General features: G+C 59.7%; 9 protein-coding genes. 7 read left to right on the top strand and 2 right to left on the bottom strand.

What is annotated here, in order from left to right:
• Both IBX51_RS12400 and IBX51_RS12395 read right to left on the bottom strand, forming a co-directional pair.
• The coding region (locus IBX51_RS12400; RefSeq protein ID WP_291831588.1) for a hypothetical protein at positions 1 to 271 on the bottom strand (271 nt) is incomplete at its 3' end.
• 82 nt (positions 272 to 353) lie between these two features.
• Positions 354 to 2726 carry a PqqD family peptide modification chaperone gene (locus IBX51_RS12395; RefSeq protein ID WP_291831587.1) on the bottom strand — a complete coding sequence of 791 codons (2373 nt, stop codon included), beginning with the start codon at positions 2724 to 2726 and terminating at the stop codon, positions 354 to 356.
• A 241-nt stretch (positions 2727 to 2967) separates the two neighbouring features.
• Here IBX51_RS12395 and IBX51_RS12390 point away from each other — a divergent pair, with 241 nt between their 5' ends.
• The 7 genes from IBX51_RS12390 (at position 2968) to IBX51_RS12360 (ending at position 12624) form a co-directional block, all read left to right on the top strand.
• On the top strand, positions 2968 to 4554 hold the full coding sequence (locus tag IBX51_RS12390) for an FMN-binding glutamate synthase family protein (RefSeq protein ID WP_291831586.1): 1587 nt from the start codon (positions 2968 to 2970) through the stop codon (positions 4552 to 4554).
• A gap of 12 nt (positions 4555 to 4566) precedes the next feature.
• Positions 4567 to 5238, top strand: a complete 672-nt coding sequence (locus tag IBX51_RS12385; protein ID WP_291831585.1) for a TVP38/TMEM64 family protein — start codon at positions 4567 to 4569, stop codon at positions 5236 to 5238.
• A gap of 17 nt (positions 5239 to 5255) precedes the next feature.
• The gene (locus IBX51_RS12380) at positions 5256 to 6578 is read left to right on the top strand and encodes a DsbA family protein (RefSeq protein ID WP_291831584.1); all 1323 of its coding nucleotides are present in this window, start codon (positions 5256 to 5258) and stop codon (positions 6576 to 6578) included.
• A 220-nt stretch (positions 6579 to 6798) separates the two neighbouring features.
• Complete coding sequence (locus tag IBX51_RS12375; protein WP_291831583.1) at positions 6799 to 7191, top strand: hypothetical protein; 393 nt, start codon at positions 6799 to 6801, stop codon at positions 7189 to 7191.
• Between the two features lie 85 nt (positions 7192 to 7276).
• Positions 7277 to 8494, top strand: a complete 1218-nt coding sequence (locus IBX51_RS12370) for an efflux RND transporter periplasmic adaptor subunit (RefSeq protein ID WP_291831581.1) — start codon at positions 7277 to 7279, stop codon at positions 8492 to 8494.
• Entirely contained in the window at positions 8487 to 11633 is a 3147-nt protein-coding gene (locus IBX51_RS12365) for an efflux RND transporter permease subunit (protein ID WP_291831580.1), read from the top strand. The genes IBX51_RS12370 and IBX51_RS12365 overlap by 8 nt, the downstream gene beginning before the upstream one ends.
• A gap of 100 nt (positions 11634 to 11733) precedes the next feature.
• Positions 11734 to 12624, top strand: a complete 891-nt coding sequence (locus tag IBX51_RS12360; protein WP_291831578.1) for a haloalkane dehalogenase — start codon at positions 11734 to 11736, stop codon at positions 12622 to 12624.
• Positions 12625 to 12626: the final 2 nt, after the last annotated feature.

The raw sequence follows: 12626 nt of genomic DNA, 5'->3' as shown, positions 1-12626 counted from the left end.
CTTCGCCTTCTCCCTCACCTTCTCCTTCGCCATAGCCTTTTTTACCGGCTTTGCCTTCAGCCTCACCTTCGCCATAGCCTTTTTTAACGGCCTTGCCTTCCGCTTCGGCTTCTCCTGCTGCCAGCATCATGTAGGCTGGCTCGGCAGATACTTCGGATGCCGAAACGTTGAATGCCGAGGCACCCATGACAACCGCAAATACTGGGCCGGTGTAGGCCATGCCGCGTGCAAGTTTTCCAAGCAATCGCTGTTTATATGCTTCTCTGGACATGATGTGTCCTCCTTGGTTTTAACACGTTGACCGGACAACAAGCCCGGCCCTTTCAAATCCCGGAACCTGTGAGCGCATGCGCTCACCGACTCCCGGACAGTCGTTGCGGCACCTTGTCGGAATACCGCACGGAGAGCGCCTCTGCGGCGGCCTCCAGATTGTTCATATCCACCAGATATCGTTCACAACCCTCCAGCCAACCCGACAAGCGGCTGAAACCATGGGCATCCAGAGGCACGCCGCCCTCGGCGCAGCAACTGGCAATCAGGTGAGTCAGGGCTTCATTAACCGCGAGGCTCTGGATACCGTTCGCCTCTGGGAGAGGCTCTTCCGTCGGCACCAGCAGCGCCCGTACCAAGCCTGAGTGTTGGCTTGTGGCCGCCTTAGCGACCTCAACGCCTTCACCTCCAGCCCGGTGCAGCAACGGCAGACTCAGACCCTCAGCCTGGCCTTCCTCCGCGGCGTTCAATAATGCTCCCCGGCCATAGCTGCCCTGCCAGCGATCGGCCAGGGCCAGCGTCAGCGTATCTCTGAGGTCCAGCCGGCGATGGCTGATCATAAACAGGCTGTGATCCGAGTCCTGTCGGGAGACCAGTCCGGCGTCCACTGCAATATCAAGGTGTTTTGCCGCATGGGCAGCCAGGCAATCCGCCAGCGCCTGGGCAGCGCCGGAGAGCGGCAGCCGGGAGCGGACCACCTGACCATCAAGAATCAGAGTAAAACCCGGGATATCCCGAACCATTTCCAGCCTGGGCAGGGAGTCTTTAACCGCCTCATCATAGACAGCCATCGGCTCGAACAGGTGCTCAATCCGGTTAACCAGGGGAGCGCTGTCGGTGCAGAACCGCGCCCGGAAACGACCGCAGGACAACGCCATCGACATCATCGCCGAGGTTTCCGGCACAGGTGGCTGAGTCTCCACCGGGGCAGGGGTTGAGGCGGCTTGTTCTGACTGGATCAGGAACCGGTTGTTGACCCAGTCCGCCAGGGTATTCCAGACATCGTTGCGAATCGCCCACGCATCAGGAGCCGAAGGCGTGGTCTTGATCGCAGACTCCACCAGCGCCGAGGCAATGTCATCTGGCCCGGCGCCCTCTGTGGCCATTAACCAGATCAGCGACGCAGTCTCATTCAGGCTGCTCAGATGGCCCAGGCGTGTGTCGTAGAGGTAAACCTGGTCTTCGCTGAAGGTTTCCTCTGCCGCCCAGCGCTCCAGCCGGGGCTGTTTCAGAGGGCGGTCTGAAAGCGCCTGAGCGACTACCCAGTCGGATAATCGGGGCAGGGCCATAAATGGCAGGTAGGCGGCCGGATCCGCTCCGGGGATAAGGTTTCGGAAGCCGCCCCGGTTAGCCAGTTCCACCTGGGTTTCCCGGACCAGGCGTTCAACCATTGAGCCATCGGCTGCCCCGGCGGAAGAGTTGTTCAACCCCAGCAGCTTTACCATGTCGGCCACCATGCCGCCCTTGATCTGCTCCTCAATGTCGCCGCCACTCTCCGGGCCGGCGCACACCTCTAGCGAAGGACTGAGGTTGCACTCCAGAACCCAGGGCTTGATGTCCGCATCAATCAGGCAATCAATGCCCATCAACTCATAACAGCCACGGGTATCGGCGCCGACCACCCGGGAACGCTCACGCATGGGCTCCAGGGCAGCCAGGCAGGTCAGGGCGACCATGTCCTCGATTTTGGCGAACAAGGCTTCATCATCGTGGCCCTGCTCACGGAGCCAGGCCCGGTAACGTTCGAAATCCACGAATTCCACGGGCACGTCGGCATCCAGATTCAGCGCGTTCACATCCGGATTGGTGAGGTAACTGTACGGATTATTGGCGTTTTCCTCGTTGTAAGGCATGGAAGCCAGCTTGGCGAAGCCCTGGTGATACAGGTAAACCCGAAAGGGTGAGACGGAAGAAACAAGCACATACAGCCGCAGAACGTATTTCCGGCCGTGCATGGTGTGAGGGTTTTCCAGGTACTCCTGAACCATCCAGGAGGATTCCATGGGCACGTCGGCGGGATCGCCCACCAGCTGAATGCCCTTGCCCCGGGCGGCGTTCTTGGGTTTGAGCAGCCAGCGTTTGTCTGGATTATCCAGCGCGGCCTGCTGGAAGGCATGGTAGTCCTCGGGCATGGAGAACACTTTTGGCACGAACGCCAGGCGGTCGGTCAGATGTTTGCCGCCTTTTTCCTGCCGCTCAACGCGTTCCCGCAAATCCATCAGGCTGCGGTATAGGCGGCTTTTGACCGTGAGCGCATTGTTACCGGGGATGTGGTTAATTTTCCGCTCCGGCCCCACCTGGCTGAAAAATTCGGAGTCGGGCATGCCGGTGTACCAGCAGGCATCCCAGTGGTCTGCGCTCTCAGCCTTGCGCCACAGAGATTTATCGAGGGATTGTTCGAAAAAACGGTCCTGTTCATAAGACCTGTTGCCACCCATCCAATAGTGCCGAGTCATCTTGTCGCGCTCTCCGTTCCGGTTGTCCGTTGCCCGTCGTCGTCAGGGCAGTGATTACTTGCGTTTCACGGATACCGACACATGAGATCTGCAACTGTTACAGCAAGGCCTGATTTTTTTGCCAATCGATTCTTGGCTCTGCCGCCGGCTGAGCTGATCTGTAACAACCGTTACATACAGGTGTCCTTGGCTCACCGGCAAAGACAAAAAAACCAACCGCTCAACCCTCAGGAATTCATCCATGGTTTTCCGACATACTTTTATTCTCGCAGGCCTGGTAGTCGTTATTGCACTGTCTCTGGCAACCATCCAGTGGCCTTCCACCCGATGGCTCTGGCTCATCGCCGGCCCCTTGCTGGCATTGGGCGCCTACGACCTCCTGCAGAGCAAACACACGCTGCTGCGCATCTATCCGGTGATCGGGCACTTCCGGTATCTGTTCGAATCGGTGCGCAGAGAGTTGCAGCAGTATTTTGTGGAGTCCGATCTGGATGGCGCACCGGTAAACCGGGAGTTCCGCAGCCTGATCTACCAGCGCGCCAAGAAAGACAACGACACCCGGGCCTTCGGAACCATTTTTGATGTCTATCGGGACGGCTACGAGTGGCTCAATCACTCATTGGCGCCCAAACCGTGCCTGCCCACCAACCTCCGAATCCGATTTGGCGAAGGGCGATGCGCCCAGCCCTACAATGCCGCGCCTTTGAACATTTCGGCCATGAGCTATGGTGCGCTCAGCCGCAATGCCATCATGGCCCTGAACCGGGGCGCCAAACTCGGCAACTTTTTCCATAACACCGGTGAGGGCGGCATCAGTGAGTGGCATCTGAAATACGGCGGCGATCTGGTGTGGCAGATTGGCACGGGCTATTTCGGCTGCCGTGATTCCGAAGGCAACTTCGACCCGAGGTTATTTGCCAGGGAAGCGGCCCGGGATTCCGTGAAGATGATTGAAATCAAACTGTCTCAGGGCGCCAAGCCCGGGCATGGCGGTGTATTACCTGCATCCAAACTGACCCAGGAAATCGCTGATATCCGGCAAGTCCCCATGGGCCAGGATGTGTTGTCACCACCCAGCCACTCGGCTTTTTCTAACCCGACCGAATTGCTGCAATTCGTCGCCAAACTGAGGGCACTGTCCGGCGGCAAACCGGTGGGTTTCAAGCTCTGCCCCGGCAACCGGCAGGAATTCCTCGGTATCTGCAAGGCCATGCTGGAGACCGACCGGCTGCCCGACTTCATCACCGTGGATGGGGGTGAAGGCGGCACCGGCGCAGCGCCGGTGGAACTGACCAATTCGGTGGGCATGCCGCTGCGGGACGGCCTGCAGTTTGTGCATAATGCCCTCAGAGGCATTGGCGTTCGTGATAAAGTGCGCCTGATCGCCTCGGGCAAGTCGTTTTCAGCCTTCCATATGCTGCGCCTGATGGTGCTGGGTGCCGATACCATCAATTCAGCAAGAGGTATGATGATGGCGCTCGGTTGCATACAATCCCGCAGCTGTAACACGGATAAATGCCCGACCGGCGTCGCAACCACCAATCCGGCCCGCTATAAACAGCTGGACGTAACCGACAAAGGCGTTCGGGTGGCAAACTATCAACACTCCTCGGTCGAAGCACTGGCAGAGCTGCTCGGCATTCTTGGCATTGACCGCCTCGAAGATCTGCAGCCACGCCACCTGAACCGGCGTGTTAATCCAAGTCTGGTGATGAACTATGCACAGCTTTACCCCGGTATCAAACCCGGTTGTTTATTGCACCAAAACTGCGCACCGGCAGACTGGGCTGAAGACTGGCAGCTGGCAAGAGCCGATCGCTGGCAGTAGAAGGGCTGGTGAATGAGTTTCCGGGTTGCGTTACTGATTGTCGTGATCGCTGCTCTCGCAGGGGCCTGGTGGTTGCTGCAAAGCCTGGGTATGCCGGCGGACTTCTCACCAGACACACTGTCAGGCTGGCTCGGAAGCCAGGGCGCGATCGGCCCGCTGCTGCTGATGCTGTTGATGATCATTGCGGTGGTCGTCGGGCCCATTCCCACCTTACCCGTCAGCGCAACGGCCGGACTTGCCTTTGGCATTCTCTGGGGCACGGCTATTGCAGCGACCGGAGCCTTGCTGGGCGCCATGGTGGCGTTCTGGATCGCCCGATGCCTGGGCCGGGAAGCTATCTGCAAACGATTTCCCGACAACCCTGTGCTGGCCAGGAATGGCTCCCAGCGTTTTCTGACCATGACCGTTCTGCTGACCCGGCTGATTCCTGTGTTTTCCTTTGCCCTGATCAGCTATGCCGCCGGTGTTACAGCCATAAAAGCCTGGCGTTTTGCCATAGCAACCTTCGTCGGCATGCTGCCGATGACGGTGGTGTTTGCCGGCCTGGGGAACACCTTCGCGCTAAACCCGGCCCTGACCGTGGTCGCCGGCCTGGCGATCCTCGCAGTAATGATATGGTTGCCCTGGTCCCTCAGCCGCCACCCAGGCTCACGACTGGCCCGCTGGCTGCAACTTAATCAATAACAACAAAAGGATTGCCCATGCGCCTTCCCGTAAAAGCGGACCTTATGCCGTGGTTCGCCCGCGCCCTGTCCAGTGCACCAAGGTATTCCATTGAACACGCCATTCACCGTGCTCGGGCAAGTATCCGAGGCGAGCAGGACCTGGCACGGGTTTTCATAAACCCTCGCGATCCCTTCGGCCTCCCCCTGTTACAGGCCCTCACCCAGCTTCAGGAAAACTATCGGGTGCGCTTCCGCTTGCACACCGTATGGCAGCTGGACGATGACATGTTTCCAGAACCGGCACTCTGGCGCGACTGGGCCCAGCAGGACGCCACCAGGCTGGCAGAACTCTATGATTTCACGCCTCCCGACCGGCCAACCGTGCCATCAGAAACCGAACTGACCTCGGCAACCGCACGCCTGCTGGCGGTCGAAAAGACGCCAGCAGCGCTGTCGACGGCTCTGGGCGTGCTCACAGAGCTCTGGCATTCAACAACCAGTAACGCAGCGAGTAGCGCGCTCGATGAACACACACTCTCTGACAATGAGGCGATGCTCCGTCGGCTGGGGCACTATCAGGGCAGCATGGTCTGCTACCTGGGCGACTGGTTCTGGAGCGTGGACCGGCTGGACCATCTGGAGCGAAGTTTCATCCGGCAGGGGCTGAACCGAGATACTGCCGGGGCCAGTCTTTTTACCCGAACCTGGGCCGGGCTGACCAGCAACGCCAGTGCGCTCCCTGCCAACCACCCGGCCGGCACGACCCCGCTGGAAGTGTTCTTCTCAATCCGCAGCCCCTATTCCTATCTTGGCCTGGAACGGGCGGCCAACCTGGCCAAGGCCTGGGACATCCCACTCCGGCTCCGGCCGGTTCTACCCATGGTGATGCGCGGGCAATCGGTGCCCGATGCCAAAAAATGGTACATCTTTCACGACACCAAACGAGAGGCCAACAAGCTGAGCATTCCCTATGGCTTTGTTGCGGACCCGCTCGGGCCCGGCGTTGAACGCTGCTACGCCCTGTTCGAGTACGCTCGCTCCGAGGGCCGTGAAATCGACTACATGCGCAGCTACGCCCGGGCAGTCAATGCCGAAGGCATCCGCTCGGAGACTGACGCTGGCCTGAAGGTCATCGTGGAGCGGGCAGGGCTGGACTGGCAGAAGGCCAAAACACGTCTGGACGACGAAAGCTGGCGAGACTGGGCGGAAGATAACCGCCAGGCCATGTATGAATGCGGCCTCTGGGGTGTTCCCAGTTTCCGCTACGGAGCGGTCAGCTGCTGGGGCCAGGACAGACTCTGGGTTATCGATGAGACCATTAAAAAAAGGGTGGAGACCAGCTCCACCCAAGGGGTTTGAACCCCGACCAACATGAAGGGGCCACGCAGAATCAACGCCATCATCAAGGTAAGTTGGTTCAACGGCACGTGCCGTTTGTCTCGCATGCTAATGACGCAGATACCGGCGGTTTGTTACAGCAACGATAGTGATTTTCGCCTTGGCGTAACTGAATTGATTGACCCATGAGTAGCACACAGGTTGTAGATTTCTTCTCTGCTTCTCTCACAGGGTTATGGGTTTGCACAGCAAAACACGCCATCCAGCATTGGTATTTCTGTTGTTGCTCGTGACAACGCTGCACCCTGTGATGGCGCTCGGCAACGCTCCGGAGAACCCATCTGAGCAGCGCACAGAGATACAACCGAGCACAATGACTTGTTGTGCAGCGAGCCTGCATGGTTCGCAGACCAACCCCGATCAACGCATGCCCTGCGGCGATATGACTGCAGCCGATTGTGCCATCGCGGCCAGCCTGGGTAATTGCGGTTCCACAGTATTCGGCGTACTTCCGGAGCCAATGATGGTGCCGATCCGCACAAACGCTCACTCTGCACAGCAGCCCTCCGAGAGCGATTATTTCAACGTTATCCTCGACACCCTCACACCTCCTCCGAACGCCTTAAACACCTGAGTCGACCCGCTACCTTCAGTCCATTCATTGATACGGTCTGAACCCCAACAACAGGCTCTTTGGCCTTTTGGATAAGGAAACACCCATGCGCATTGCCCTTATGGCATTAGCCGTTGCTATTGCCTTCAGCGGTGGCTGGCTGGCCCGGCAGCACAACCCTTTGATACCACAGGCTGCTGATTCGACCCGTACTACCGAAAGCAAACCTTTATATTGGGTTGCGCCTATGGACCCGAACTACCGCCGTGACCAACCCGGAAAGTCTCCCATGGGTATGGATCTGGTACCGGTCTACCAAGAAGAGGAGACCGACCGGAACGATGGCGGAATTCAGATAAATGCTTCCGTCAGGGCCAATCTTGGTGTTAAGACCGCAGCGGTTTCCCGCGGACCAGTCTCCATCCCGGTCCGTACAGTCGGTTATGTCACCGATAATGAGGACAAACTGATCCACGTACACAGCCGCATTGCCGGTTGGGTAGAGGTTCTGCATATCCGCTCATTAGGGGAGCAGGTCCACCGTGGCGAGCCGCTGTATGAGATCTATTCGCCGGAGCTGGTGAACGCCCAGCAGGAATTCCTGATGTCAGAACGGCTGAGCCGGGGTTCCCAGGCTGCGGCCACTGGCGGCAAACTGCGTTCGCTCGGCATGACGGATTCGCAGATCGCCAACTTGCAAAAAACCGGCAAGGTCCGCGAGCGCATTACGGTGTTTGCCCCCGGCTCTGGCTATGTGGCCGCTTTGCCAGTCCGTGCTGGCATGTACGTTCGCCCCGACACCGACATCATGGCCATTGGCAGCCGCGATTCAGTATGGGTGATCGCCGAGTTCTTTGAGCGACAGGCGGGACTGGTCATGGCTGGCCAGGCGGCCGAGTTCACCACGCCGTCCATGCCTGATGCCCGGTGGCAGGGCACCATTGACTACGTCTACCCGGAGTTGGATGCCAGAACGCGAACCCTGCGGGCACGGATACGGGTTCCCAACCCCGATGGCCGGCTACGCCCCAACATGTTCGTGAACCTCACCATGGACGCACCCATCGGTGATGACCTGCTCACCATCCCACGTCCCGCACTGATCCAGCGCAGCGACGGCCAGCATGTGCTATTGGCCGAAGGCAATGGTTACTTCCGCCCGGTCCCCGTAAAAACCGGCCAGGAAGCCGGGGACCGTGTGGTCATCCGGGAAGGGCTGGAAGAAGGCCAGCAGGTGGTGGTATCCGCCCAGTTCCTGATCGACTCCGAAACCAGCCTTGAAGCCGCGATGCTTCGCCTTGAAGGGAAGCACGCTCATGATTAATGCCATTATCCAGTGGTCGCTTTATAACCGGTTCTTCGTGCTGCTTGTTACCCTGATTCTGACCGGATGGGGGCTCTATGCCCTCAAGGAAACACCCATTGACGCCATACCGGACCTGTCGGACGTGCAGGTGATCGTCAAAACCACCTATCCGGGCCAGGCGCCCCAGGTGGTGGAAGACCAGGTGACCTACCCCCTGACCACTGCCCTGCTGTCGGTGCCGGGCGCCAAGACGGTTCGGGGTTTTTCCTTCTTCGGCGATTCCTTCGTTTACGTCATTTTCGATGACGACACCGACCTGTACTGGGCCCGTTCCCGGGTACTGGAATACCTGAGCCAGGTCTCCGGGGACCTGCCCGACGCCGCCAGACCGGAACTGGGGCCCGACGCTACCGGCGTTGGCTGGGTCTATTCCTACGCCCTGGTGGACCGCACTGGCCAGCATGACCTGTCAGAACTGCGGGCCATTCAGGACTGGTTCCTGAAGTTTGAACTGCAAACCGTACCCGGCGTATCCGAGGTGGCCAGCGTGGGCGGCATGGTCAAGCAGTACCAGGTGGTTGTCGACCCGGACCGGCTGCGTGCCCATAACGTTACCCTGCAGCGCATCCACGCCGCCATCAACAACGCCAACCAGGAAACCGGCGCCTCGGTGGTGGAGATGGCCGAGGCAGAATACATGGTGCGGGTCACCGGCTACCTGCAGAACGAAGACGACCTGCGGCAAGTACCCCTGGGGGTCAACGACAACGGCAAACCCCTGTTACTGAAGGATGTGGCAGATGTGCAGCTTGGCCCCCAGATCCGTCGCGGGATTGCCGAACTGAACGGGGAAGGGGAAGTGGCCGGCGGCATTGTGGTGATGCGTTTCGGGGAAAACGCCCTGGCCACCATCGAGGCCGTCAAACAGCGCCTGGAAGAGCTCAAAACCAGCCTGCCGGAGGGAGTGGAAATCATACCCACCTACGATCGCTCCACCCTGATCAACAACGCGGTGGACAACCTGTACAGCAAGCTGTTGCAGGAGTTTCTGGTGGTTATCCTGATCTGCGCCGTGTTTCTGTTCCACCTGCGCTCCTCCCTGGTGATTATTGTCAGCCTGCCGGTGGGCATTCTCGCAGCATTTGTGGTGATGCACGCCCAGGGCATTAACGCCAACATCATGTCCCTGGGCGGCATCGCCATTGCCATCGGGGCCATGGTGGACGGCGCCATCGTGATGGTGGAGAACCTTCATAAACACATGGAACGGACCCCGCTGACGCCCGAGAACCGTTGGAAGGTCATCTCCCGGGCGGCCGGTGAAGTGGGGCCGGCGCTGTTTTTCTCCCTGATGATCATCACCGTGAGTTTTCTGCCGGTGTTCACTCTGGAGGCCCAGGAAGGCAAGCTCTTCGCCCCGCTGGCCTTCACCAAAACCTACGCCATGGCGGCCGCGGCGGGCCTGGCCATTACCCTGGTGCCGGTGCTGATGGGTTATTTTGTCCGCGGCAAGGTACTGCCCGAGCACCGCAACCCCATCAACCGGTTGCTGATCGGCCTGTACCGGCCGGTGATCGGCTGGGCCCTGCGCCGGCCTGCGCTGATGCTGGCTGGTGGCCTGGTAGTGCTGGTGATCGGCTTCTGGCCCGCCAACAAACTGGGCAGTGAATTCATGCCGCCCCTGGACGAGGGCGACCTGATGTACATGCCCACCACCTATCCCGGTATCTCCATCGGCAAGGCGCGGCAGGTTCTGCAACAGACCGACAAGCTGATTGCGAGTATTCCGGAAGTGGAGACCGTGTTCGGCAAGATCGGCCGCGCTGAAACCGCCACCGATCCCGCGCCGCTGACCATGATCGAGACCTTTATCCAGTTCAAACCCCGGGACCAGTGGCGACCCGGCGTGACGCCGGAATCCCTGCGCAAGGAGCTGGACGAGGTGGTCCGACTTCCCGGCCTGACCAACGCCTGGGTGATGCCCATCAAGACCCGTATCGACATGCTTTCTACCGGCATCAAGACCCCGGTCGGCATAAAAGTGGCCGGGCCGGATCTGGAAGTGATACAGGGCATAGGGGAAGAGCTGGAACGGGTACTGGCCGACCTGCCCGGCACCGCCTCGGTCTTCTCCGAGCGGGTGGCCGGCGGGCGCTACATCAAGGTGGATATACAGCGCGAGGCCGCCGCCCGTTTCGGCCTGAACATCGAAGACATCCAGGCCGTGGTCCGCACCGCGATTGGCGGCATGAATGTAGGCAACACGGTGGAAGGCCTGGAACGCTATCCCATCAACCTGCGCTATCCCCAGGGCTACCGGGATTCGGTGGAACAGATGCGACTGCTGCCCATGGTGACGCCCAACGGCCAACGCATTGCCCTGGCGGACGTGGCGGACATCCGCATCGACACCGGCCCGCCGATGATCAAATCGGAAAACGCCCGCATCAATGGCTGGACCCTGGTGGATATCGAAGGCCGGGACCTGGGTAGCTGGGTGGCGGAAGCCCGGGAACGGGTAAGGCATCAGGTGGATCTGCCTGCGGGTTATTCCCTGGCCTGGTCCGGCCAGTATGAGTACATGGAGCGGGCCAAGGAACGCCTGACCATGGTGGTGCCCCTGACCCTGGCCATTATCATCATCCTGCTGTACCTGAACTTCCGTAACCTGACCGAGGTTGCCATCATCCTCGGCACCCTGCCATTCGGCATGATCGGCGGTATCTGGCTGATGTACCTCCTCGGCTACAACATGTCCGTGGCCGTCGCCGTGGGCTTTATTGCCCTGGCCGGGGTGGCGGTGGAAATTGGCGTGCTGATGCTGGTGTATCTGAACCAGTCCCTGCGGGAGGCACTGGCTGCGGTAGACCAACAATCCGGGCGACTGTCCATTGATGCCCTGCAACAGGCCGTTGTTGAGGGTGCCGCCCTTCGGGTCCGACCCATCATCATGACCTTTGCCTCCATCGTGGCCGGCCTGACCCCGATCATGCTGGGCAGTGGCACCGGCTCGGAAGTGATGCAGCGCATCGTCGGCCCGATGATCGGCGGCATGGTCACCACCCTGGTGCTGACGCTTCTGCTGATTCCGGTGATTTTCTATCTCTGGCAGCGTGGCCGACTGAAGAACTCTGGCGGGAGAGGTGCGCTGCGATGACCCCGTTCGACGACTTGTCATAAAAAGCTATGCTGGGTGTCAGAAAGTAAAGTAGTGAATCGACATCCACAACAGACCCAGAATCTAAAGGAGCTCATTAATGACCATTCAGAAACCGGAAGATTTCACTTACCCCTCACAGTTTGCCGAGGTACTGGGTTCGCGCATGCACTACGTGGAACACGGCAGCGGCGACCCGATACTGTTCCTGCACGGGCAGCCTACCTGGTCCTACCTTTGGCGGAAGGTCATGCCTGAGCTCGAGGGCAAGGGCCGCCTGATAGCCGTAGACCTGATCGGCTACGGCATGTCTGACAGGCCCGACATCCCCTACGACATAGACGACCACATCCGTTACCTGGACGGCTTTATCGAGGCGTTGGGGCTGGACCGCATCACCATTGTCTGTCACGACTGGGGATCGTTTTTCGGTTTTCACTATGCCCACAGGCACCCGGAGCGCATCAAGGGCCTGGCATTCATGGAGGCCATGCTGACGCCGATTCCGGGCTATGAGGCATTTGACCCGCAGACCCGCCAGTTCTTCCAGACCTTGCGGGCCTCGCAGGCCAATGCCGAGCGCATGATGATGGACGAAAACCAGTTTATCGAAGGCATACTGCCCGGCACGATCCGCAGACCACTGGAGCCTCACGAAATGGACGCCTACCGCGCCCCCTGGACAGACCGGGAATCCCGGCGGATTCTGTGCAAGTTCCCGCAGAACCTGTGTATCGGCAAGGAGCCAGCAGACATCTACCAGAAGCAGACCGCCTACATGGACTGGCTCCAGCAGACCGACCTGCCCAAACTGCTGGTTCACGCAGACCCGGGCCTGCTGATTCCAGCGCCTGCTGTGCAGTGGTACCGGGAAAAGCTGCCGAACCTGGAAACTGCGCTTGCGGGCGAAGGGCTTCACTACATTCAGGAGGATCAGCCGCAGGCAATAGGCCAGGCCATCGCGCAATGGATGGAGCGTAACGGGCTATAGCC

The organism is Marinobacter sp. (genome assembly GCF_014859525.1).
GTDB lineage: Bacteria > Pseudomonadota > Gammaproteobacteria > Pseudomonadales > Oleiphilaceae > Marinobacter.
This window is presented reverse-complemented; position numbering and strand designations above follow the sequence as displayed.